Source organism: Moorena sp. SIO3I8, from assembly GCF_010692325.1.
GTDB lineage: Bacteria > Cyanobacteriota > Cyanobacteriia > Cyanobacteriales > Coleofasciculaceae > Moorena.
In genome coordinates this window covers 35,044-59,099 of the sequence record NZ_JAAHHW010000006.1, presented here as the reverse complement: position 1 = coordinate 59,099, position 24,056 = coordinate 35,044, and the positions used below count along the sequence as shown (strand labels likewise).

Below are 24,056 nucleotides of genomic sequence, written 5' to 3'. Positions count from 1 at the left end.
CCAATCCACTAAGGGAAGGCCATGGTAATTTTACTAATTTAAAACTAAATTAGCCATATTAAATTAGCGGTAGTGGTACACAAGTAGTGATTTTAGCTCCTGTTACTTTGACCAGACTGTAGCCAAATCACTACTTGTTGATCACTACCAAATTAGCCATCCTTAGTGATCACTGTTCACAGTAACAGAATAGGTGTAACTTATGGAATGTTCTGTCTAGCTGGCAACAACTAAATGGTTGTCTTGTGGTACATGTTGAGGTACTTCTGCCGGGAATCCTACCAGATATTGGTACATATTGATATATTCCCTGGCTGACTTCTCCCAACTAAAGTCTTGGCTCATAGCTCGTTGCTGCAAACTCCGCCATTCTTTCTGGTAGCGGAAACCTTCCCAAGCCCGAACCATACAAGTATAAAAATCTAACGGTTCATAGCGGTCAAAGCAGTAACCGGTGCCAGTTTGCTTGATCGGATCATGGTGGGAAACGGTATCCACCAAACCCCCAGTACGTCGTACTATGGGGATACAGCCGTAACGCATAGCCAGCATTTGGCTAATCCCACAGGGTTCAAAGCGGGAAGGCATTAAGAATAGATCACTACCAGCATAGATGCGTCGAGCTAGAGGATCGTTATAGAGGATTTGAGCAGACATTCGTCCTGGATAGCGGGATGCGATTTCCCACAGTTGGGTTTCATAGTAGCGCTCTCCCGTACCTAGGACTAAAAATTGACAATCGGTGTAAGCTAGGAAACCCTGTAAAACTTGCACGAGCAGGTCAATCCCTTTCTGTTCCACTAAGCGGGAAACCATACTGATCACACAGGTATCCGGGTTGATGGCTAAGCCGACTTCTTTCTGGAGGGCTACTTTGTTTTTGCTGCGGATGTCGAGAGTATCTGCGGTGAAGTTGTGAGGAATGTAGTTATCGGTTTCGGGATTGTAACTTTCTGTATCAATACCATTGACAATTCCAACAGTTTTACCACTGATAAATGACAGCAAACCTTCTAAGGATTCACCGTATTCAGCAGTTTGGATTTGTTGAGCGTAGGTGGGAGAAACAGTATTTACCCGGTTAGCGTACTGTACAGCTGCTGCCATAGTAATATGACCTTGCATATACCAGGGACACCAAGTAATTTCTTCTAAGCGCCAGCGCTGGGGGCCTTGATAAGCCAGGTTGTGAATTGTGAAAACTGTGCTGATATCTGATGATTGGTGCATCCAAACCGGAATCATGCCCGTGTGCCAATCATGGCAGTGAATAACATCAGGCTTCCAGTAGTTCCAAGCAAACTCAGCTGCACCATTGGCAAATAGGGTGAATCGCCAGTCTTCATCATCTCCAGAATAGATTTGGCGACCAGCAAAGGCAGCATGACCAAATAAATATAAGGGGACATCAGTCTTGGGTAGTAGGGTTTCAAACACATTGAAGTGTTGAAACATAGCATCACCGGACCACACTGGTTCCTCTGGAATCTCCATTTTATCGGGCAAAAAGCCGTAGTAAGGCATGAAAATTCGGACATCGGGTCCCAATTGCCTCAAGGTTTTGGGTAATGATCCCACTACATCCCCCATACCGCCAATTTTCGCGATGGGAGCTGCTTCCGCCGCAACGAATAGAATCTTCATCTGTTAGTTGTCAATTATTTGTTGTTAGTGCCTAGGAAATAGCTGCAAGCTTGAAGGATGAAGTGCATTTGATCAAGCCTGAAACATGGAGCAGAACTTTTCAGGAATTGACCTTTAACTCCTCTGTTGACTTGATCGAAGAACCTTCAGCTTTCCGGCTATCCTAGCTTACTCTAGCCTTCTGAAAAATTCTACGGTAAAAGAAAAAGGCTATGGCTTAAAAAACCTTTTCCTTAGCCTTTTCCTACACTAAAAGCGGCTTTGCGAAAATTATAAAATCTATAGCGTTTCGGACAGGAATTGGATTGAATTTTCAGCTATATTCCTATTCCCGCTCGATTTGAGCCAAAATTTCATCCAAAATCTCTTGTGCTCCCTGTTGTTTGAGCTGTTCGGCAAGTTCGAGTCCCAGATTTTCTGCTTGACTCTGCTCCCCTTGAATGGTATCTTTGACAAGTCTTTGCCCATCCACACTAGCCACTATAGCTGTTAGGGTTAGGGTATTGCCTTCCAACTGAGTGTCTACACCGATGGGAACTTGACAGCCACCTTCGAGCGCTCTTAATAATGACCGTTCCGCGTAACAGCGTTGAGCAGTGGGGGGATGTGCGATCGCATTAAGCAGTTCTAAGACTTCTTGATCATCGAAGCGGCATTCAATTCCCAAAGCCCCTTGTCCCACAGCATGGAGTGAGATCTCTGGTGGTAAAATTTGGTGAATGCGATCGCTCATGTCCAGTCGTTGTAGCCCAGCTACTGCTAAAATTAGTGCATCGTAGTCACCAGCATCCAGTTTGGCCAGTCTGGTGTTTAGGTTCCCTCTAACATCTTTAAAACTCAGATGGGGAAAATGGTAGCGCAGCTGAGCCAGCCGTCTGAGGGAGGAGGTTCCAATTATCGAGCCTTCTGGCAACGTTTCTATCTGTTTATCTTGGTGCTTTTGGTGCATTACTAAAGCATCTGCGGGGTTCTCCCGTTCTGTGACGCACCCTAACACCAACCCTTCTGGCAATTTGGTGGGCAAGTCTTTGAGGGAATGCACCGCAAAATCGATCTCATCCCTAAGCATTCCCAATTCCAGTTCCTTAGTGAATAACCCTTTATCCCCAATCTTAGATAAAGCCACATCCAGGATTTTATCTCCGTGGGTACTCATGGTCTGGACTTCAAACTCTCGGTCTGGAAAATGTTTTTTCAGTTGCTCTTGTACCCAGTAAGTCTGAATCAGAGCAAGTTGGCTTTTCCGAGAACCGATGCGAATTGTCCGGGCAGGACTGGTAACGGTAGAGGTCATAGGGCTGTCAATTTCTACAAGGCAGATCAATTTACTTGTTCTAGACTACCGCAGAAGGTGACGTTTCCCTTTCCGTTTCTGTCATTAGCTAGTTGTCATTTGTCATTTGTCAAAAACTAAGGTGTAGTATATAGCATTTCTGTAAGCTATCAGCTATCAGCGTGTCGCGTATCAGCTATCAGCTTTGGAATAAAACAAGTAACCATTGGAATAATGCTGAGTTATAGCAGAAGTCAGAAGTCAGAAGTCAGAAGTCAGAAGTCAAACTCTTGCGCTTACTTAGGTTTGAGACTTTTGTCATGTCCGCGCCTGCCCTGGCGACTGCTATACCTCAAGCGCGTCGTTCGCACAGCGTGGCCAAACGCGCCCCGCGTGGCCAAAGCCTGTGCCACAAAGCACCTCAAGTAGCGTGAGCCTTTAGCTCACGGCTGACCGCTGACCTCTGTTGGCTGAATGCTTATCTCATAACTCTATATCTCATCTACTTGAGTGGTGGGATGAGTTCACTTTTATCAGCAACGCCAAACAAAATTTTTTCAGTGATAGTATCCAAAGAGACATCAGATATTTGTAAAGAATTGTATAGTCGTTATATTGAAATATAAGTTCACAGGAAATTTTAAGTTATTTATATTATTGTTGTACTAATTGGTTGAGGTGCAGTGTAATTGACTTAATCGGGAAGAGGTAAATGGTGGGAGGGAATAAAAGATGGAAATTAAAACTAAAATTTCGAAATTTTTCCTAAATTTTGCCACTTTTCTATTGATTCTCTAAATTTGACTTCTATAACCACAACTGCCCCAGAAACTAAGTCATCTTCGATGGGTTGTGTAGGTAGTTAATAGGTTGACCCGAAAATATTTCCTTGACACCCACAAAAATTCCTCCCCTAACACGGTTTTATCCTGACTTAATCAGGGTGCTCGCTACATTCGCGCTTGATTTAACATTGATTATTTAATAGTAGGTCACGTCGCCTGCGGTTGCTAGATAAACCCAGAGTGAGAGGCTGATGGGTGATTAAAAGTTAAAGATTTGCAAATAAATATTGCAGGAATTTAAGCAATGCCAAGTTTCAAGACTGATAACCCCTGTATACGAGTTGGTATATTGCATTCCTTAAGAGGTACTATGGCAATTAGCGAAGCCCCCCTGGTGGAAGCTGAGCTGATGGCGATCGCAGAAATTAACCAAACCGGAGGAGTTCTTGGTCAACCTATCGAAGCGATCGTTGAGGATGGCGCATCGAACTCAGCGGAATTTGAGAGCAAGGCCAGAAAACTGATTCAACAGGATCAGGTAGCCACAGTCTTTGGCTGCTGGACGTCTGCTTCTCGTAAGGCAGTTTTGCCTGTATTCGAGGTGTTAAATTCTCTGCTATGGTACCCCCTACAATATGAGGGTCTGGAATGTTCCCCCAATATTTTTTATACCGGGTCTTGTCCAAATCAACAAATTGAGCCAGCGGTGAACTGGCTGGTGAAAAATTACGGTAAGCGATTTTATCTGATCGGTAGCGACTATATTTTCCCCCTGACTGCCAACAAGATTATTAAAGCGCAACTGAAACAACTGGGGGGGACAGTGGTTGGGGAAGATTACATGGCTCTAGGCACTCAAGATATGGGTGAGGTGATCACCAAAATTAAACAGGTTCAACCAGATGTGGTCTTCAACACCCTCAATGGTGACAGTAATGTAGCCTTCTATCGCCAGTACAAATCCTCTGGAATTAGAGCTGATGAGATTCCGATTATGGCAGTGAGTGTGGCTGAGGCGGAACTCCAAAGGATAGGGGATACAGCGGCGGGACATTATGCCAGCTGGAGCTATTTCCAGAGTCTGAACACTCCTAATAATCAACGGTTTGTCCAGAATTTTCAGCGTCGTTACGGAGCTAACCGAGTGACTAGTGACCCCATTGAAGCCGCCTACGCCCAGGTTTACCTTTGGAAACAAGCCGTGGAATCCGCTCAATCATTTGAAGTAGACCGGGTACGGGTGGCAGCTTATGGTCATAAATTTGATGCTCCGGGAGGATTAGTCCAAATCGAACCGAATCACCATATTGCCAAAAAATGCCGGATTGGGCGGATTTTGCCTACTGGACAATTTGAAATTGTGTTTACCAGTGAACGTCCGATTAAACCCCTACCCTGGTTAGGGGTTGAAACCTATAACTGTGCCTGTGATACACAAACTCACCAATACAATGGGTCGGCTAGGGCCACACCATTGATCGAACCCTATAGCACAAATGTGGTGATTGAATTATTGGCTGAGGTGGCTCAATGGATTGAAAAAGCTAGGTCTTTCGAGACCAATGCACAAGTATTAGAAATGGCAACGGCACAGTTGAAACATGAAATAGTTGAGCGGCAACGAATTGAAGCAAAACTCCAGAAAGCGTTCGATGAGCTGGAGTTAAAGGTTGAACAACGCACAGCTGACTTAAAAGCATCTAATGCTCAGCTAATTACGGAGGTGCGAGAGCGTCAGCAAGCTCAAGAAGAACTCAGGGCAGCTAAAGATCAGTTAAAGGCCGTGTTGGAAGCGGTACCGGGGATTGTCTCTTGGATTAGTTCGGATTTGCGCTACTTGGGTGTGAATCGCCATTTAGCCAAAACATTTAACTTGCCCTCAGAGGGGTTTGTGGGTCAAGACATTGGGTTTCTTCAGGCTAGCTCAGAGTTTAATGACTTTGTCAAGGAGTTTTTTGCCACTCCAGAACAAGATGCTTGCCGAGAAGTCTCGGCTATTGTTAATGACGAAAAGCGAAACTATGTAATTGTTGCCCAGAAGTACCATCAAGGCTCAGCTGCTTTCACCGTTGGGATTGATATTACCGAACGTCAGCAGGCCCTTGAGGACCTGCGCAAGACCAAAGATCAGTTACAGGCAGTTTTAGGCGCAGTACCAGGGATTGTTTCTTGGATTAGCTCGGATTTGCAATACCTAGGTGTGAATCGCCATTTAGCCAAAACCTTTAACTTGCCCTCAGAGGGGTTTGTGGGTCAAGACATTGGTTTTCTTCAGGCTAGCTCAGAGTTTAATGACTTTGTCAAGGAGTTTTTTGCCACTCCAGAACAAGATGCTTGCCGAGAAGTCTCGGCTATCGTCAATGACGAAAAGCGAAACTATGTAATTGTTGCCCAGAAGTACCATCAAGGCTCAGCTGCTTTCACTATTGGGATTGATATTAGCGAGCGTCGGCAAGCTGAAGCAAAATATCGCAATATCTTTGAAAATGCTGTAGAAGGCATCTTCCAAACCACCCCGTCAGGAGGTTACCTTAGTGCCAACCCAGCTTTAGCTCGCATCTATGGTTATGAGTCCCCAGAAGTATTAATTAATACTGTCACGAATATTGAGCAGCAACTTTATGTTGATCCGAACCGTCGCTCCCAATTCATCCAGTTATTGGAAGAAAATCCTACCTTAGTGGATTTCGAGTCCCAAGTCTATCGCAAAGATGGCAGTTTGACTTGGATTTGCGAAAATGCCCGTGCCATTAAAGATGAAGATGGCAATCTGCTGTATTACGAAGGTACTGTAGAAGACATCTCTGAGCGTAAGCAAGCTCAGGAAGCCTTGCAAAAAGCCAATGAAGTGTTAGAAACCCGAGTGGAGGAACGAACAGCAGCACTACGGGACGCCAATCATCAACTACGGATTGAGATTGTAGAGCGCAAGCACATCGAAGCAGCACTACGTAAATCCGAAGCTGAGTTGCGGGTGCTGTTTGGGGCGATGACAGATGTGATTACTGTTTTTGATGCTCAAGGACGATACATGAAAGTAGTCTCCACCAATTCTGAGGTTTTATATAGTCCAACGACCGAACTACTTGGTAAGAGTGTCTACGAGGTTTTTCCCCCCAAGCAAGCTGAACTTTTTGTCACCCATATCCGGCAAGTCTTAGATACTAAACAAACCCTGAATATAGAATACAGTTTACCTATAGTACATTATCAAGTAGGAAGTATTAAGGATGAAATTAGTTCTAACTCAGACTTGAATGGCCACAAACTTTCGGACTTCGATTCCAAGAATATAGGGCATCACACTAACAAATATTATCACAATTCATCCGATTATGAAAAATTTTCGGAATTCAATGGCCAAAAGCTAGTGGGGCAAACTGAAAAACCCTTTCATACTTCACACTTTAGAGGTGATAATTCCCAGGTGTGGTTTGCTGCGAGTGTCTCACCCCTGCCAAACAATTGTGTGATTTGGGTCGCCCGTAATATTACCGAGCGCAAACGGGTTCTAGATGCACTCCAGGAAGCTGAAGAGAAGTATCGTAGCATCTTTGAAAATGTGGCTGAGGGGATTTTTCAGATTACACCGGATGGGCAGTACCTGAGTGTTAATCCAGCTTTAGCTCGGATGTATGGCTACTCTAGCCCAGAAGAAATAGTTACTAAAGTGACCGATATTAAACAGCAACTTTATGTCAACCCCAACAGCTATGCTGAGTTTATTGCTGCGGTTGAGGAGCATGGTGCTATCTCGGATTTTGAAGCTAGGGTTTATCGACAAGATGGCCAAATCATCTGGACGTCTCAGAATGCTCGTGTTGTGCGTGATGCTGAAGGGAAACTACTGTACTACGAAGGCACTGTCGCCGACATTACCAAGGGCAAACAGGCAGAAGCAGCGCTGAGAGCTGAACAAGAAAAGTCGGAACACTTGTTGTTGAATATTTTACCTCACTCCATCGCCCAACGATTAAAACAAGAGCCAAAAGCTATTGCGAATCGCTTTGACGAAGTAACAATTCTGTTTGCTGATATTGTGGAGTTTACCAAGCTTTCTGCTCGCATTTCTCCCACAGAATTGGTTAATCTACTTAATCAAATTTTCTCAAGCTTTGACCAACTAGCGCAGCACCATGGATTAGAGAAAATTAAGACCATTGGAGATGCCTATATGGTTGTTGGTGGTCTACCTAACCCTAGGGATGACCATCCAGAAGCGATCGCAAACATGGCATTGGATCTGCAACAGGAAATTACTCGTTTCCAGCGGGATGATGGAGAACCATTCCGCCTGCGCATCGGGATTAACACTGGTCCTGTGGTAGCTGGGGTGATCGGTATCCAGAAGTTTATTTATGATTTGTGGGGGGATGCGGTTAATGTGGCATCTCGGATGGACTCTCAAGGGGAACCTGGGAGAATTCAAGTTACTGCTAACACTTACGAGCGTTTAAGAGACAAGTATTTGTTTGAAGAGCGAGGAATTATTAATGTGAAGGGCAAAGGAGAGATGATCACCTATTGGCTGACTGGGCGAAAGTAAGTGATTGTGGAAGGTTGTTCGCTCTTGGCGTCCGAAGTAGGGTGGGTTGAGGGTTGTTCGCGAAGCGTGGCCAAAGGCCAAGGTTGTTCGCGAAGCGTGGCCAAAGGCCAAGGTTGTTCGCGAAGCGTGGCCAAAGGCCAAGGTTGAGGGTTGACCCCCTGCCGATCTTTGGGAGGATCAAAGCTTTAGTGTTAACTAGCAATTACCTGATTCATCTTCCATCGGCCTCTGCTCTATATATTTTTTTTTAATTTTTTGTAAAAACGTTTCACCAACATGCCAGCATTTTCAGCTTTGCTTGTCACTAAATACACTATAACACATCGTGCCGGTTTTTTGTGAAAGAGTTTGTGCAAAATTCATCCCACATCTCAAAACGAAGTGTTGAGATGTGGGATGAATTTTGGCGGAAGCTAAGAAAGGGATAAGCTGTCTGTCACTATCCAGAATTCCAATAGGAATGCTGTATTATATAGTGTAATAGCCGGTGAAGCAAGTGTTTAATTTTAATTACAAATGACGAAATCAGTGTTGTGGTCAATTGCCCTATTTTCAATTGCCCTATCTGTACCTTTAGTCTTAGCGAAATCTCTGTCACCTGGCTCTGAGTTAGAAACATCTTCCTCAACCTCTTCTCCTCCAAAGTCCCCAGATCAAGTTTCCCCTGAGTGGGATGGGCTGGCTAACTCAGAGGATACTCGGAAATCTGAACTAACATCTACCGCCACAGATCCAACACCATCCCAATCTCTTACCCCCAAGGATGAGAATTCCACTGTCTCTAAGTCACCACCCTCACCAACCCTAGCCCAAACTAAAGCTACCGAAGCATCAACCTCTAGCAAGCAAGACACTAAACAATCTACTGCTACTACCAAGGATAAATCCCAGGATAAATCGGATAAATCAGCCAAGACTGAGTCTTATAATCATAACAACCAGCCGCCCAGCCAGTCTGAAGGAGCTACCAAAAATCAGCAACCAGCACCAAAGCCATTGAATGATGCTCCGATCTTAGAAATGCGAGTTGCTGTAGCCAATGGTGTTAAGTCTCTGGTAGTGGCTACTTCAACACCGGGTGAGTTGCTGGATGCTAGGGGTCAGCCCCTGGGTAAACTAACCGCCAATCAGGGAAGTAATGTTAAACCATTAGGGGACTATATTCAAATTGGTAACTATAAGACCCCCGCAGGGCTTTGGGTGAAGCCAACTAACGGAGGGTATGTATTAGTAGGAAATCGGTGGTATCGAGGGGATTTGCTATTGATTTCTAAGGGAGATAGCATCTTGGCAGTAAACTACGTTGACCTTGAGCTTTACCTGACTTCGGTGGTGGGAGCGGAAGTGTATCCTAGTTGGCCAATGGCAGCTCTGAAAGCACAAGCCATTGCTGCTCGCTCCTATGCTTTGGTTCATGCGATTCGACCCGCTAGTAAGTTCTATGATTTGGGAAACACTCAGCGTTGGCAAGTTTACAAAGGAATCAAATATGAGTGGAACACCACGGCTCAGGCAGTTCAAGAAACTCGCGGCATTTTTCTAAGTTACAAAGGTGGGGTGGTAGAATCCTTGTACGCGGCTTCTGACCATATTGTCAAAAATGTATTTGGTGGTCAGGGTATGAGTCAAACCGGAGCTCGTGACTTGGCTAAGCAGGGTTACACCTATCAAGAAATTTTAGGCAACTATTATCCAGGCACTAGTTTGGCTTGGATTGATACTGTTGAAGCGGATTACGATTAGAGTTCTGTGCCAATTGAGCAACCCTATTCTGGAAATATGTGGATAGAATAGATATTTTGTTGTTTTCCACAGGGTAAAATTATCATGAGCCGTGCTGACAAAGTTATTCTAGCATATTCCGGTGGCGTAGATACGTCGGTTTGTATCCCTTATCTCAAAGAAGAATGGGGAGTAAAGGAGGTGATCACCCTAGCGGCAAATTTAGGTCAGGGAGATGAACTAGAACCAATCAGACAAAAAGCCTTGGACGCTGGGGCAACAGAATCCTTGGTTGCTGATGCTACCTACACCTTTGTCAAGGACTATGCTTTTCCAGCCATTCAGGCTAATGCTCTTTATGAAAGTCGCTATCCCCTCTCCACTGCTCTGGCTCGTCCCCTGATTGCTAAATTATTGGTGGAGACTGCTGAAAAATACGGTGCAGATGCGGTAGCTCATGGTTGTACCGGTAAGGGCAATGACCAGGTGCGTTTTGATGTGTCGATTATCGCCCTTAACCCCAACTTGAAAATATTGGCACCAGCTAGGGAGTGGGGGTTCTCTCGTGAAGATGCGATCGCATATGGTGAGCGCTTTGGTATTCCCTCACCAGTGAAAAAGTCTTCCCCCTACAGCATTGACCGTAACCTGCTAGGGCGGAGTATTGCAGCGGCGGTGCTTGAAGATCCGATGGTAGAACCACCAGAGGAAGTTTATGCCATGACAAAAGCGATCGCAAATACACCAGACGAGCCAGAGTATATTGAAATCGGCTTTGAGGGGGGTGTTCCCACTATACTTAACGGTAATCTCCTTGATCCGGTTACTTTGATTAGTCAACTGAACGAGTTAGCTGGCAATCACGGTGTGGGACGAATTGACATGATTGAGAACCGGGTAGTTGGTATCAAAAGCCGAGACATTTACGAAACACCAGCCCTATCGGTGTTGCTCCAAGCTCATCGTGACTTGGAAAGTCTGACCTTGACCGCTGATGTTACCCAGTACAAGCGAGGGATTGAAGACACCTACAGTCAAATGGTCTACAAAGGCTTGTGGTACAGTCCCCTTAAGGATGCTTTGGATGCTTTCATTCAAAAAACCCAGGAGCGGGTATCCGGTACAGTCAAGGTTAAACTTTTCAAGGGTAATGCCATAATTGTAGGACGTCAGTCAGAGAATTCTCTCTACACTCTGGAACTGGCTACCTACACCTCAGAAGACCAGTTTGACCACAAGGCTGCTGAGGGTTTCATCTACTTGTGGGGATTACCAACTCGGGTGTGGTCAGCAAAAACCAGAAGTTAGGAATTTTGGGTTACGGTAATTGGGTTACGGTAATCGTTAACTACCAATTACCGATTACCCTTTGCCAATTTAAACTAATCCCCCATCTCCAATTTCTGCCTACGAGACTCAAACCATTTAGGAACAACAATCGAGCCAATCACCAAAATCAGAGCAACAATCGCAAATTTAGATACCGAAGAGATTAATAGTTCCAGAGGTATCAAGCGTCCGCAAAAGTAGGATAAACTCACCATCACTGATGCCCAGATCGTAGCACCAGCTAAATTGAATAATAGAAATTTCGGGTAAGGCATCTGAACAATCCCTGCCATTGGACCAGCAAAGATCCGCAGTATTGCCACAAATCGACCAAAAAAAACGGCCTTAGCAGCGTTCTTACGAAATTCGGTTTTAGCCTCTGTCAGTTGTGCTTCTGTGATCCGGACTAAACCCCCAATTCGCAGTAGTAAGGGCCAACCACCGATTTTCCCAATCCAGTAACCACAGTTATCTCCTAAGACAGCACCAGCGATCGCAGAGCATAGGACTACCCAATAATTGAGTTCGCCGCTACCTGCACCGAAGCCACCTACCAGGGTAATGGTTTCTCCCGGTATGGGAACCCCAGCGTTTTCCAGGGCAATCCCAAAAAAAACTGCCCAGTAGCCATAGTCCTTAGCTATGTCCTGGACTGTTTCCAACGATAAAAGCTCAAAAGACATCCAGCGTTACAAAAATTAATACTTTTTAATATTTTGGCTCGATCGTGTCTTTTGTGTCAATTAAAGCAGTATTATAGAAAATACTGGACAAACACAACCAGAACCAATTCGAGCTTTTATCAAAAGCTTGCTTGGTTAAATTAAAACTTGACTGGCGATGAATCCCATGCTGATCTTAGCTACAGAGTGGAGCTTATCGCCAGAATACCTAAAATTCACAATCCCATCAGGTGGGTACCAGTTCACCAGGACGAAGCTTTGCCCACTTGCCAGTTTCCTGCTTAAAGCTATTACACCCCACAACGTCCCATTCCATTTCGATTATATCTTCAGTAGAACGGATATTGACATTGATGGTGGGCTCAACCGCTTCAAAGTTGGGAGATTCCGTCAGGTGAGGTACCTGATGCTGGGTTTCCACAGCATGGTATGTAGTACACCGGTCTACGTAGTGGCAGTTAATGCAAATACACATTGCTTAAACTCCATTTCCTTTATTTTAGCATAGCTCAATTCAGAAATTTATTAGCTAGCTTATAATATCAAATACTTAAGTATTGGCTACTCTGTTTGCTACTTTTATAAAGTTATATGTTCGAGTTTACCACAATTGATATATAGTATTATTTCTGAGATTTCAGAAAATGACTAATGACTAATTACCAAACTGCTATATCACCCCAAAATTGGCCGTTTAACTGGGAGTTACTCCCTTCTGAGGCTTGCTTGGTGGGTGGTGCGGTTAGGGATGCTCTGATCAACCGACAGTCGGATTACTTAGACTTAGACTTTGTTTTACCCACTAAAGCAGTACGGACAGCAAGCAAGCTAGCAAGACGTTATAAGGCCGGATTTGTGGTTTTGGATGCCCAGCGTCAAATAGCTAGGGTAGTGTTTGGCAACGCCACAGTTGACTTTGCTCAACAGGACGGGGATAGCATAGAGGCTGACTTACATAGGCGAGATTTTACGATTAATGCGATCGCATTTAATCCCCACACCAAGGAATTCATTGATCCATTACAAGGTATCTTGGATTGCCGTAAAGGGATAATCCGGATGGTGTCACCAGAAAACTTACAAAATGACCCATTACGATTATTGCGGGCTTATCGACAAGCCGCTCAGTTGGGTTTTCAGATTGACCCAGCCACCCAGTCAGCGATTAGAAAGGTAGCACCGTTATTGAGCCAAATCGCAGCAGAACGGGTACGGACAGAATTGGGCTATCTCCTCAAGTCTCCTCAGGGTGTACCTTGGCTAAAAGCGGCCTGGGAGGATAATGTATTACGACCATGGCTGCCTGATGCCACCGCTGAATCTTTCGAGTACATGACAGCAATTAACCCATCCGCGATGGTACTGGCAGAAACCTGGCCTAAGCTTGGGGTGGAATTGAACTTAAAGGTGACTAAGCATTCTTTATCTTTGCTAAATTTGGCTAAGCTAGCAAATTTATTATCATCAATACCAGCAGTTGCTGAACAACAGCTGTTAGCTCTAAAGTACTCTCGTGTTCAGACTCGAATAGTAGTCAGGGCAATCCAACATTTGCCCCAATTGCTGTCTTATACTACTGCCAAGGATATCCCATTACGGGACCAGTATTTCTTCTTTCTTAACGTTGGAGCTGTCTTTCCTGTGGTAGCGCTTTTGGCAGTTGCCAGGGGCATGGCTGTGGATACTATAGCACCCTTGATTGAGCACTATTTGAATCCCAATGACCAGGTTGCCCATCCCACACCACTGGTTACTGGTAAAGATTTAATCAAGTCTCTTAAGTTATCCCCTAGTTCTAAAATTGGTGAGTTACTGACTGAGATTCAAATTGCACGGATTGAGGGCAATATCGATAGTATTAAAGGTGCTCTGGAATTTGCCGCAAAGCTGGACTCAATCAACTGTGGCTCTGAAGACAAAAACAAATAACACATGATATTAAATCCGATTAACTTATTATCATAAGCTATCAGCTATCAGCTATCAGCTATCAGCTATCAGCTATCAGCTATCAGCTATCAGTTATCAGCTTATGGGCTATGGACAGGCTACTTGAGGTGCTTATGGGCATAGGGTAAGCAAAGAGAAGAGCTTTTGAATAAAACAGGTAAGCATTAGTTTAATCTGAGTTATGGAAAGCTGTTCGCGTAGGGTGAGCTTTTAGCTCACGGCTGACGGCTGACGGCTGACCGCTGACCGCTGAATGCTTACATCAGCAGTCATTTTGACCGCCGATTGATAATTCGATCCACAATAAAAGCAACGATCGCACCAACGCCAACACCAATCAAAATATGAAATAGCACAAACACCACACTGTAACTCAAGCAAGGGTAGAGTCCAGCTTCAGGTTTAGGACAATCATCTAAGGATCCCTTCCATTCTAGTTTGCTCAAGATCGCTTCTAGAGGTTGTTTAGCGTCGCTTTGGGAAGAAATACCACTGACCGCTAGGCCAGTACCGACGAAGGTGAGCCAAAGTTGTTGTCTTTTCTCCTGTTTCTCAGCTTGTTTGTCTCGGGCTCGATCAGCCTCCTCCTTATCTCTGAGGGCTTGTTCCAAAGCGCGATCGCGTTCTGCTTGTTCAATTTCCACAATACCTCTGATTGAGGAAATCGCTTTGTATAATAGGCCAGAACTATGTCCAAAATAGCTTAAGTTTATTTTAATTTGCTCTTGATAAGTATGGCTTATTTTATCAGAAAATACTGACAAAATCCTTAAATCATCCTTTGGTAATTTTTCTTGAAGTTGTTGAAGCTTTTCGGAATAATTTTGAGCATTAATCTTCATTGTCAAGCTATAGCTTTCTAACTGTCCCAGCAAGTCTGAATAGTTCAAGTCTAGCTTCGGCAGTATTCTCAGCTTATTCTTAAAGTCCAACAGTTCTGCTTCAGATAATGATCTCTGATTATCTTGACTTTGAGCTGTGGCACAGGCTTCCAGCCTGTGATCTGTCGTTTTATCTTGACTTTGAGTCGTGGCACAGGCTTCTAGCCTGTGATCTGTCGTTTTATCTTGACTTTGAGTCGTGGCACAGGCTTCCAGCCTGTGATCTGTCGTTTTATCTTGACTTTGAGTCGTGGCATAGGCTTCCAGCCTGTGACCTGTCGTTTCATTGATTATTTTTTTGATATCTTGATATTGTTGTTTAACATCACTATACACCTCCCGGCTGATTTGATAAGCTCGAATAACTTTCTGGCGATAAAAAAATAAATCAATAAAGTTTTGATAAAACCAGCAAAAATTTTCGTCAGCTCGGGCACTATAGTTGCCATTCACCTCTTCTCCTAAAAATAGCCAAACAAAAATTTGGCCATAGTCTTGAGATTGATCGGGAATGCCATATTCAAAAATAGGACTATCAAATAATTGACCTTCTTGATACAGCGGTGGACATTTATCCTTATCCTTTTCCCCCAGAAAATTCTGCACACACTGATCAGCTATCTCTTTCCATAAATGAGAATCTTGCGCTTGCTTTTGGGGTAGCCAAGCAGTTAGTAACAGAATTTGTCCTAGGGAACTGTTAATGTGACTGTTAATTTTACTGGGAAGAAAGCACTGGTCTGGATTAAAATCTTTGAATACAGTCAGGTCTACGTCTTCAGTTTTCTGATTATTCTCAACTTCAGGAATCCGAATATTTAAACCGAGAGCATAACTATCATAGATCTGGAGTGGACAAGCTTGACCAGTAATCCTTATTCCTTTGCCATTATTCAGAGATAATTTCCCCTCCAACGGTAAGAGAATATTATCCGTTGTGGCTCCTGTTAGTAAAGCAATGCGGGAACCTTCTGCAACGTCTCTCAGGTCTAGCTTCTCTTGAATTTGGAATTTAGCACAAATCTGATCGTACTTGTGCCAAAGTAGTTTGCTGTTATAGTCGGTGTCTGGTTGGGAATCACTACTAGATTTATTTCTAAGATGGAAGGCAAAGAGATGAATATTAGGTGCGTAGATTTTATGAGTCATTGTTTGAGATTTTTAGTAAGCATTCAGGCGTCAGCCGTCAGCTGTCAGCTGAATGCTTATTTTATTCAATAGCTGTTCGCGTAGCGTGCGCGTAGCGCATAAGCTGATAGCTGATAGCTGATAGCTTACCTGACGGCTGACGGCTGATAGCTCAATGCTTACCCTTGTTTTGATTGCTGACTCTTGTCTTGATCTTGTTGATTAGTTTTAGCTTTAATAACTTCTTGGTTGGTTTTTCGCGGTTCAAATAGATTTTGAATAATACTTGCTTCGGAATTAGACGGAAGCTTGGGCGAATTCTTTAATTCCTTATTAGTTTCAGCAAATGGGCGTAGAGTATCTCTGACTTCTGTATGGGTTTGTAACCAATTAGTTAGTATCTGATCTAATTCAGCTTCTGTTGGAGTGTCTAAAGTTACTAAAAGTTGGTCTAAGTCTTGCAAGTCTATAAGTTCAAATTTTTTCGAGTGAGTTTTTAGTGCTTGCGTAAAAACTTGGATAATTGCTAATATTTCCATGATTTTTGCGGTTTATTTATGTAACTAAAAATAATATTTTACAATGGCGCAGTAAGCCGCCCAATAAAAAGGAGAATAAAAGGGAGTTTCTTCACTTTTAAATAAACGGAGTTCTTTCTTAATTTTTTCCTTAAAGTTATTCTCCAAATTCAACTGTTTAGTTAACTGTTCAGCCCAATCTAACAATTCCTGTACAGTAGCATCCCGCAGCCAGAGTTGGGATTGATTCAGGGCAAGTGCTAAGGACATTTGATTGAGCAGATTCTGATAAAATTTAATCATTAACAACGCTGTAGAAACCTCCTCTACCTTCCATAGGCTACTAACTACTGCTGGACTTCCGGCAACTAGGAAACCACTGGGTAAACCAATGTATTCGTCGCTGTTATTCTGGAAGTCGATTAATCCTGTTTCGCAAGCAGAAAGGGTGACAAGGCGACATTGTTCTAATGTCTGTTCTGATTTCAGAGCAAAGATGGCATCTAAGGTGAGGCATTTGTCTAAGTCAATTACTTCACCGTTATCCAAAACTAGATGTTGTTCTGGATTGAGTTCAGCCGGTGTAGGACTAACGTGGGAATTTGCGAGGATCAGAGCCGATTTACGTGGTTTATCGTAGTTAAAGTAACCGTGACAGCTAAAATGTAAACAGTGGTAAGTGTTGAGAGGTTTGCTATCTATGGCGGCTTTGGTGGCAGCGTTTTCCACAAGGACCTCTGTATCCGCTCGATTGAAGTAGCTTTTAATCACTTCTACTCCGATGTTAGCGTAACTTAAGTCACCCGTGGGGTTTTGGACGGCAAACAGGTGGGTAAAGTCCGGGCGTTTTCTGGTTTGAGCAAGTTGGAGTAGTTGACAGCTAGGAGCGTAACTTACCCCTGCTGGAAACTGTTCCATTATAATTTTAGATTTACCTTCTCCCTGCTTACTGGTAATCGGTAAAGCATGAAGGGGCAACAAATGTAAATACCGATGGGGGATTAAAATTAAGCGATCGCACCTTTCGGGAATCTGCTCAATGATGTCATCAATGGACAGAATATCAGCCAACTCATGTAGGCGGTTACTCAGGTCGTTTTGCCAATTATTTTTATTTATTTTATCAGCTTTGTAATCTCGTAAATACTCATCTTTCCAATTTACAAATTTGTCTAAGTCTTGTGGCTCAGATTGCCAAACTATTGGCTGTTGAGTTTCCCTGGTAAAGATGAAAGTGAGCAGTTTATCCCCTGTAATGTAAAATTGTACAATAGCAGTGTGGTCATCTAAATTGTTCTGAAATTGCTCAAACTTAAAACTAGAACCGATAGGTAAATATTGGTCTTGTAAATCATTACGCTGCTGTCGCAATTCTTGAAGACGTTGTGCCAGGGCGGTTGGATTGTCAGCTTTGCCATGCTGGATTTCGTACTGGCCTGCTGCTATTTCATCCCTGTATTCTTCTAGTTTAGTAACAACTTCTGGGTGAAAGATGGTTTTCAGGTCACGGCTGATAATCTTGTCAACTAAATTCTGGGTTTTGCTCCGTTCAACATATTCAATGGCTTCTGTGATATTAGTTAATTCTAGGCAAACTTCCACCATACCTCGATAGCTTCGGTTGTACTTTTCAGCTAGTTTGGTCTTGTGCTCTTCTACTCCAGAACCAGAAATAATTTCATCTCGCAGGGATTCTACTGTTTTAATGGCAGCATCAAAAGCCTTGTAAGCTTCAGGGAAATTTTGAGCATCTTGGTAAGCAAGACCGAGATTGTTTTGAGTCGATGCCCAATTTTCGGGAAAAGCTTCACGGGTGTAAACGGCTAAGGCCGATTGGAAGCAAGCGATGGCATTTTCGAGGTTTTGTGCCTTCTGACCTTTGATTCTGTTACGGTAAGCAATACCGAGATTGTTTTGAGTCATTGCCCAATCAATAGGAAACGCCTCACGGGTGTAAACTGATAAAGCGGATTGGTAGCAAGCGATTGACCGTAGGTCACGCTACGCGAACGCATCTTCTAGGTGTTGTGCTTTTTCACCTGTGATTCTGTCAGAGTAAGCAATACCGAGATTGTTTTGAGTCATTGCCCAATCAATAGGAAACGCCTCACGGGTGATTACTTCTAAAGCCAATTGGTAGCAAGCGATGGCATCTTCTAGGTTTTGTGCTTTCTCACCTTCGATTCTGTCAGAGTAAGCAATACCGAGATTGTTTTGAGTTGTTGCCCAATCAATAGGAAACGCCTCACGGGTGCGTACTTCTAAAGCCAATTGGTAGCAAGCGATGGCATCTTCTAGGTTTTGTGCTTTCTCACCTTCGATTCTGTCAGAGTAAGCAATACCGAGATTGTTTTGAGTTGTTGCCCAATCAATAGGAAACGCCTCACGGGTGCGTACTTCTAAAGCCAATTGGTAGCAAGCGATTGACCGTAGGTCACGCTACGCGAACGCATCTTCTAGGTTTTGTGCTTTGGGAGCTGTGATTCTCTGAGCGTAAGCACTACCGAGATTGTTTTGAGTCATTGCCCAATCAATAGGAAACTTGTCACGGGTGCGTACTTCTAAAGCCAATTGGTAGCAAGCGATGGCAACTTCTAGGTTTTGTGCTTTCTCACCTTCGATTCTGTCAGAGTAAGCATTACCGAGATTGTTTTGTGTCGATGCCCAATTATAGGGAAATGCTTCACGGGTGAAAACAGTTAGTGCAACTTCATAGCCAGTGAGTGCAATTGAACTATTGCTGCCTTTGTCACCCAAGGGGAATTGTGCTATTAGATTGCTGAAGTTAAAAATACCTGCTGCTATGTATCCCGCTTCATCTGCTTCTGCTTCCCCCAGCACAATTGTTGCCCAATCTCGCAATTTTTCTGCTAATCTATCATCTAGTTTGTCTGTATTTGCTGCCAGTAATGGGTAAATTATCTGCGCGTCACCATTACTGTTTGCAGTTGCGTTTAATACCTGTAAGAGAAATTCAAGTTGGGCATCAGATGTATTGTCAGGCATTACCATCAACTGCTCTACAATAGTTATTGAAACATTATAGCGTTTCTTAAGAAGTCAGAATTCAGTGCGTAGGGTGGGCAAAATGATATTATCTAGAATTGTTAAAAGAACCAAAGGGTTTTTGCCCACCCGACAAGCTTTGCTGACTGGCGCGTAGCGCTATACCTAATTGCAACACTGAGATGCACCTAACCAGTCCTGCCATGTGAGAAAATTGTACTCGTTTATTAGCAACAAGTACTAGTTAATGAGAAACTAGTACTTGTTAAGAAGAAACCGATACCCGTTTGTTACACACCAGTACTGATTTTTGTAAACGAGTACTGGTGTGTGAGAAATTAGTACTCGTTAGGAAGAAATGGGTACTGGTGTGTTATAAATGATTACCTGGTCTGGTGTATTGTTAACCCTTGAGCCTTATAGCCCTATTGCCTATTGCTTACTCCCTGCTCCCTAAAAGCCCAGACGTTGTACCTAACAGCAATTGCAAACCGCTGTATTGATAATTGTGATATTTTTGCCATCATGGAAGTAACTCCTATTTAGGTGGGAGGAAAACCGCGCTGGCCTCGCTTAATGGTTTTAACCAGCGCGGTTATTAGTCTCAGTCTCAATATCTATAGTATAGATAAATCCTGAAAAAGATGCAAGGGGTAATTTATTTTTTTGACATTTATTTACAAATACTATTGTTAGGGATTGATGCACTCAATTATGGATAAATTATGATAGCAATGTAAGTCTAGTTTAGGACATTTTTTTTATTTAAAAGGTAACAATAACGTAAGTATTCAGCAATCAGCTATCAGCTTAAGCGCTACGCGCACGCTACGCGAACAGCTATCAGCTAATGCGCACGCTACTTGAGGTGCTTTTGAATAAGCGATGCAGCGCTAAATTTCTGGGGGGGTTTCCCCCCCTTGGCCAAGGGTTTGGTCTGATAGCATAGGATCACATCCGAAAGTTTCGGATATTCTTCTGACATAGGTCATTGAAATAGCTGTGGATAGTATTTCTACGGCTATTTTTTTTTTGAATTTAGAATTTAGAATTGATAATTAAGAATTAAGAATTAAGAATTTAGAATTAAGAATTAAGAATTGATAATTAAGAATCGGGAATCGGGAATCGGGAATCGGGAATCGGGAATCGGGAATCGGGAGTAGTGTGGGAGTTTTATTATTTAGCGTTATGTAAGCATTCAGCTTCGATGTAAGCTAACATTTCCTCAAATTGTGAATCGTCCTGATATTTTCCAGCCAATTTTAACCAGGTATTTTCTTGAACTTATAATTCGTTCTGGAGTACATTAAATACAGCTTTTTTTTCCTCTAAAGGTAATTGCTTTACTAACATGATGACTTGCTCAACTGTTATATCTAAGGTAGGCATACCGATGACGTCACGTTGTAAATTTATACTTGTTTTATTATAGTTTCAGTGGCTGGAACGGGCATGTTGGTGGCATGGGCATGTTGGTGGCATGGGCATGTTGGTGGCATGGGCATGTTGGTGGCATGGGCATGTTGGTGGCATGGGCATGTTGGTGGCATGGGCATGTTGGTGGCATGGGCATGTTGGTGGAATGGGCATCTTGCCCGTTATCAATCTTTGGCGAGCCGGTCTCTAAGCCACCCTACGCAATTCCCGACTCCCGACTCCCGACTCCCGACTCCCTACTCCCTATTCCCTTTCCTAGATCCACTTACCAAATACTGCTTAAATCCAAAACAAAACCAGGGAGAACCTCTTCTCCAGATAGACTTGTCGGAAATTCTAAAATTTCTACTGGTTTCCCCTGACGATAACTCTCAATTCGCCTATTTTCCCGATCGATTAACCAACCCAAACGCGCTCCATTTTCTTGATACTCCTGCATTTTTGCTTGTAATCTCTTGAGAGAATCAGTAGGAGAGCGCAACTCAACCACAAAATCAGGACACAAAGGCACAAACTTTTGTTTTTGCTGTAGAGTCAAAGTGTCCCATCTTTCTTTAGTTATCCATGACGCATCAGGAGAGCGGTCGGCATTATTAGGTAGTTTAAATCCACCAGAAGAGTCAAAAACAACCCCTAAATTATGCTTTCTATTCCATGCTTGTAATTGATAAATCAGATCAGCCTTGCGATTGCTGGTTTCTCCACCAGTTGGAGACATGATCACAATTTATCCCAATACAGTACGTTCAAAGCGATAGTCACGGTTATCTTGACAAAATTGCCAAAATTGCTCATCAGTTAGTTCAACGATTCCCTTTAAGTCTAGGGTAATGGTATCCATGATTATCGATCGTGATATATCTCTTTGGTTTTTAATATAGCGGTTTTCAATTAGGTGAGGTTTTTAGGGAACAGGGAGCAGGGAACAGGGAATAGAAAACACCACCTGCAACCTTGGCCAATAGGCCACGCTACGCGAACAACCAGCTAACCTACCCGACACCGAACGCCAAGGGCGAACAACCTGCGATCGCATAAACAAAGCTAGACTAAGGACAATTACCCAAGTAACACTAGCGGGGAATCTCAACAATGCTCAAACCCAAATTAACCTTGATTGCTTTCCTATCAACCACTGGAATTGCCAGTGCTGTTTTGTTGGGTTCAGTTAGTCCAGCTGAATCTTGTATGTACAAGAAGTCCATTAACTACATAAGAGCTGAGCAAGTGAATTGGTTACGCTCTCCTTGGGCAGCGGTTATTACCTTGCCAGGATTAGCTATAGCAGCAGCTTTGTACCTGGGTAATCGCTATTATCTAAGCGATCGCCAGTGAGCTTGTCAGCATTCAGCCGTCAGCATTCAGCCGTCAGCTTTGTGGCACAGGCTTCTAGTTTGTGGCACAGGCTTCTAGTTTGTGGCACAGGCTTCTAGTTTGTGGCACAGGCTTCTAGTTTGTGGCACAGGCTTCGACGCATCGGACCTAACGTAGCGTGGCCAAAGGCCAAAGCTTACCTCTTTTATTCACAAGCTGATAGCACCTCAAGTAGCACCTCAAGTAGCGCATTAGCTGATAGCTGATAGCACCTCAAGTAGCATGGGCATTAGCTGATAGCTGATATAGCAATCCGTGTAGGAATTGTGCGAATTTTTGTTCCCTGTTCCCTACTCCCTACTCCCTGCTCCCTGTTCCCTGTTCCCTGTTCCCTGTTCCCTTGGCTATAGCTGATAGCTGATAGCTGATAGCTGATAGCTGATAGCTTACCAAAAAATTGATTACAATAGTATAAAATATACTAGTCCTAAATCAGTGGAGAAATCACTATGAGTCAGGAAGAGGAAGTAACTTATACTCAAAAGACAGAGCGCATCCAAGCCTTTACCCAACTGATTAAGTCAGTGGCTCCACTGATTTGGACTTTAGTAATTATTATTGTATTCATTCCCTTAGTCAGCAAACTTATCATCCCCCATTCGAGCAATCCGGCTCAAATTAACCCCTCTGCTGAATCAACAGTTGTTATTGAACCTCATCCCGACTTTAGTAAAGTTAATCAAGCAGTTGCTGATGCCGTCAAACAATCTCACGCCAGTGCTGAAGCCTTTGCCGCCCAGGAGTTAGATGTTTGGGAAGCAGAGTTAATCCCCCGTGTAGATAGTTTTTTGGATTGGTATTTTGATTATTTCAATCAAAAAAAGATGGAACTTTCAGTTCCGTTTATGTGGGGAGCGTCGGCTATCATGCATCAAATCAATCCCAACCTTCCCTCTGGCAAGCAAGCCATTGACGCCAAACTTACCGAGACATTCCAAAAAGAATTTTCTAAACGAGTACTAGTTCCTCAGAATGCTCAAATGAGGATGGAACTAATCACGAATGATACGATTGAATTATATATGGCTGAGTTGGGCAACAATCTTAGTGACATCCAAAGCCAATATCAAATTCCTCAAGGTCAGTGGGATAGATATATTAACGAAATTTCGACCACAATTAATGATACGGAAGGAAACCTATCCAATATTTCCCTGAAATTGTTAATTGGCGGTAGTGGTTACTTGGTAGCTAAACCTATCCTGGTTTCCATGGGAGGAAAAGTAGCCAGTAAAGTTAGCAGCAAACTAGCTGGGAAAGCCGCTAGCAAAATGGCAGCAAAAACTGGTGGTTTAGTGGCAACGGAGTTAGGAGCAAGTATCATTGATCCCCTGGCTGGTATCGGTTTATTGATTTGGGATGTTTGGGATTACCGTCACACCCTTAAAGTAGAAAAACCTATTTTACGCAGCAATATATTAGGATACTTACAACAGGTCAAAAAATCTCTGTTGAACAATCCAGAAACTGGGATTATGACAGCAATTTATCAGTTAGAAGATGGGATTTTACAGTCAGTTGAATCGTAAGCGGTCAGCGGTCAGCAGTAGGGTGCGTTAGGGAAGGGCTCGCCCTGATTGTGTCGCGGTTGCCAGTGTTGGGATAGCCCGTCCGAAAATTGTAACGGGCAGGATGCCCGTTCCACCCACCGGGTCAAACTGATTACTGATTCCTGATGACTGAAAGCTTACCTTCAACATTTAACCTTGGCCAATAGGCCACGCTACGCGAACAACCTTGGCCAAAAGGCCACGCTACGCGAACAACAAACCTTCAA

Annotated in this window: 18 protein-coding genes and 1 pseudogene; 7 read left to right on the top strand and 12 right to left on the bottom strand. The window is 43.5% G+C overall.

What is annotated here, in order from left to right; translation table 11 throughout:
• Positions 1-216 precede the first annotated feature (216 nt).
• Both glgA and hemC read right to left on the bottom strand, forming a co-directional pair.
• Complete coding sequence (glgA, locus tag F6K51_RS04420) at positions 217-1,644, bottom strand: glycogen synthase GlgA (RefSeq protein ID WP_293018352.1); 1,428 nt, start codon at positions 1,642-1,644, stop codon at positions 217-219.
• 325 nt (positions 1,645-1,969) lie between these two features.
• Positions 1,970-2,938, bottom strand: coding sequence for a hydroxymethylbilane synthase (hemC, locus tag F6K51_RS04415; RefSeq protein WP_293018351.1), 969 nt, complete (start codon positions 2,936-2,938; stop codon positions 1,970-1,972).
• A gap of 1,068 nt (positions 2,939-4,006) precedes the next feature.
• On the opposite strand from hemC, the gene urtA reads away from it, so the two are divergent.
• Positions 4,007-8,248 carry an urea ABC transporter substrate-binding protein gene (gene urtA / locus F6K51_RS04410; protein ID WP_293018349.1) on the top strand — a complete coding sequence of 1,414 codons (4,242 nt, stop codon included), beginning with the start codon at positions 4,007-4,009 and terminating at the stop codon, positions 8,246-8,248.
• Here urtA and F6K51_RS04405 read toward each other — a convergent pair.
• Complete coding sequence (locus F6K51_RS04405; RefSeq protein WP_293018348.1) at positions 8,224-8,382, bottom strand: hypothetical protein; 159 nt, start codon at positions 8,380-8,382, stop codon at positions 8,224-8,226. The genes urtA and F6K51_RS04405 overlap by 25 nt on opposite strands.
• Before the next feature lie 382 nt (positions 8,383-8,764).
• Here F6K51_RS04405 and F6K51_RS04400 point away from each other — a divergent pair, with 382 nt between their 5' ends.
• The gene (locus F6K51_RS04400; RefSeq protein ID WP_293018347.1) at positions 8,765-9,991 is read left to right on the top strand and encodes a SpoIID/LytB domain-containing protein; all 1,227 of its coding nucleotides are present in this window, start codon (positions 8,765-8,767) and stop codon (positions 9,989-9,991) included.
• An 84-nt stretch (positions 9,992-10,075) separates the two neighbouring features.
• Positions 10,076-11,278: an argininosuccinate synthase gene (locus F6K51_RS04395; protein ID WP_293018345.1), complete on the top strand. Its 1,203-nt coding sequence runs from the start codon at positions 10,076-10,078 to the stop codon at positions 11,276-11,278.
• A gap of 74 nt (positions 11,279-11,352) precedes the next feature.
• Here the strand turns inward: F6K51_RS04395 and F6K51_RS04390 are convergent, their stop codons facing one another.
• Together F6K51_RS04390 and F6K51_RS04385 are read right to left on the bottom strand one after the other, a co-directional pair.
• On the bottom strand, positions 11,353-11,982 hold the full coding sequence (locus tag F6K51_RS04390) for a DedA family protein (RefSeq protein ID WP_293018343.1): 630 nt from the start codon (positions 11,980-11,982) through the stop codon (positions 11,353-11,355).
• Positions 11,983-12,208: 226 nt separating this feature from the next.
• Complete coding sequence (locus F6K51_RS04385) at positions 12,209-12,457, bottom strand: Ycf34 family protein (RefSeq protein WP_044492409.1); 249 nt, start codon at positions 12,455-12,457, stop codon at positions 12,209-12,211.
• A gap of 176 nt (positions 12,458-12,633) precedes the next feature.
• Between F6K51_RS04385 and F6K51_RS04380 the strand changes: the two genes are divergently transcribed.
• Positions 12,634-13,911 carry a CCA tRNA nucleotidyltransferase gene (locus F6K51_RS04380; protein WP_293018338.1) on the top strand — a complete coding sequence of 426 codons (1,278 nt, stop codon included), beginning with the start codon at positions 12,634-12,636 and terminating at the stop codon, positions 13,909-13,911.
• 290 nt (positions 13,912-14,201) lie between these two features.
• Here the strand turns inward: F6K51_RS04380 and F6K51_RS04375 are convergent, their stop codons facing one another.
• From F6K51_RS04375 to F6K51_RS04355, 5 genes are all read right to left on the bottom strand, one after another.
• Complete coding sequence (locus tag F6K51_RS04375) at positions 14,202-15,962, bottom strand: hypothetical protein (protein WP_293018336.1); 1,761 nt, start codon at positions 15,960-15,962, stop codon at positions 14,202-14,204.
• Between the two features lie 158 nt (positions 15,963-16,120).
• Positions 16,121-16,480 (bottom strand): hypothetical protein, encoded by a 360-nt coding sequence (locus F6K51_RS04370; protein ID WP_293018333.1) that lies wholly within the window; start codon positions 16,478-16,480, stop codon positions 16,121-16,123.
• 24 nt (positions 16,481-16,504) lie between these two features.
• Positions 16,505-18,382, bottom strand: coding sequence for a CHAT domain-containing tetratricopeptide repeat protein (locus F6K51_RS04365; RefSeq protein ID WP_293018331.1), 1,878 nt, complete (start codon positions 18,380-18,382; stop codon positions 16,505-16,507).
• Between the two features lie 78 nt (positions 18,383-18,460).
• The gene (locus F6K51_RS04360) at positions 18,461-18,868 is read right to left on the bottom strand and encodes a tetratricopeptide repeat protein (protein WP_293018329.1); all 408 of its coding nucleotides are present in this window, start codon (positions 18,866-18,868) and stop codon (positions 18,461-18,463) included.
• Positions 18,869-18,898: 30 nt separating this feature from the next.
• Positions 18,899-19,465, bottom strand: a complete 567-nt coding sequence (locus F6K51_RS04355; protein WP_293018327.1) for a tetratricopeptide repeat protein — start codon at positions 19,463-19,465, stop codon at positions 18,899-18,901.
• 1,421 nt (positions 19,466-20,886) lie between these two features.
• Here F6K51_RS04355 and F6K51_RS04350 point away from each other — a divergent pair.
• Complete coding sequence (locus F6K51_RS04350; RefSeq protein ID WP_293018325.1) at positions 20,887-21,267, top strand: hypothetical protein; 381 nt, start codon at positions 20,887-20,889, stop codon at positions 21,265-21,267.
• On the opposite strand, the pseudogene F6K51_RS04345 reads toward F6K51_RS04350, so the two are convergent.
• Together F6K51_RS04345 and F6K51_RS04340 are read right to left on the bottom strand one after the other, a co-directional pair.
• Positions 21,171-21,746 (bottom strand): annotated as a pseudogene (locus F6K51_RS04345) (Uma2 family endonuclease). The gene F6K51_RS04350 and the pseudogene F6K51_RS04345 overlap by 97 nt on opposite strands.
• Before the next feature lie 63 nt (positions 21,747-21,809).
• Entirely contained in the window at positions 21,810-21,998 is a 189-nt protein-coding gene (locus tag F6K51_RS04340) for a hypothetical protein (RefSeq protein WP_293018323.1), read from the bottom strand.
• Between F6K51_RS04340 and F6K51_RS04335 the strand changes: the two genes are divergently transcribed.
• Together F6K51_RS04335 and F6K51_RS04330 are read left to right on the top strand one after the other, a co-directional pair.
• Positions 21,998-22,240, top strand: coding sequence for a hypothetical protein (locus F6K51_RS04335; protein ID WP_075898082.1), 243 nt, complete (start codon positions 21,998-22,000; stop codon positions 22,238-22,240). The genes F6K51_RS04340 and F6K51_RS04335 overlap by 1 nt on opposite strands.
• A 488-nt stretch (positions 22,241-22,728) precedes the next feature.
• Positions 22,729-23,808, top strand: coding sequence for a hypothetical protein (locus F6K51_RS04330; protein ID WP_293018321.1), 1,080 nt, complete (start codon positions 22,729-22,731; stop codon positions 23,806-23,808).
• Positions 23,809-24,056 lie beyond the last annotated feature (248 nt).

Coding starts and splice junctions, on each gene's coding strand:
- glgA (WP_293018352.1), bottom strand. CDS start 1,644: ATGAAGATTCTATTCGTTGCGGCGGAAGCAGCTCCCATCGCGAAAATT.
- hemC (WP_293018351.1), bottom strand. CDS start 2,938: ATGACCTCTACCGTTACCAGTCCTGCCCGGACAATTCGCATCGGTTCT.
- urtA (WP_293018349.1), top strand. CDS start 4,007: ATGCCAAGTTTCAAGACTGATAACCCCTGTATACGAGTTGGTATATTG.
- F6K51_RS04400 (WP_293018347.1), top strand. CDS start 8,765: ATGACGAAATCAGTGTTGTGGTCAATTGCCCTATTTTCAATTGCCCTA.
- F6K51_RS04395 (WP_293018345.1), top strand. CDS start 10,076: ATGAGCCGTGCTGACAAAGTTATTCTAGCATATTCCGGTGGCGTAGAT.
- F6K51_RS04390 (WP_293018343.1), bottom strand. CDS start 11,982: ATGTCTTTTGAGCTTTTATCGTTGGAAACAGTCCAGGACATAGCTAAG.
- F6K51_RS04385 (WP_044492409.1), bottom strand. CDS start 12,457: ATGTGTATTTGCATTAACTGCCACTACGTAGACCGGTGTACTACATAC.
- F6K51_RS04380 (WP_293018338.1), top strand. CDS start 12,634: ATGACTAATTACCAAACTGCTATATCACCCCAAAATTGGCCGTTTAAC.
- F6K51_RS04375 (WP_293018336.1), bottom strand. CDS start 15,962: ATGACTCATAAAATCTACGCACCTAATATTCATCTCTTTGCCTTCCAT.
- F6K51_RS04370 (WP_293018333.1), bottom strand. CDS start 16,480: ATGGAAATATTAGCAATTATCCAAGTTTTTACGCAAGCACTAAAAACT.
- F6K51_RS04365 (WP_293018331.1), bottom strand. CDS start 18,382: ATGACTCAAAACAATCTCGGTATTGCTTACCGTAACAGAATCAAAGGT.
- F6K51_RS04355 (WP_293018327.1), bottom strand. CDS start 19,465: ATGCCTGACAATACATCTGATGCCCAACTTGAATTTCTCTTACAGGTA.
- F6K51_RS04335 (WP_075898082.1), top strand. CDS start 21,998: ATGCTCAAACCCAAATTAACCTTGATTGCTTTCCTATCAACCACTGGA.
- F6K51_RS04330 (WP_293018321.1), top strand. CDS start 22,729: ATGAGTCAGGAAGAGGAAGTAACTTATACTCAAAAGACAGAGCGCATC.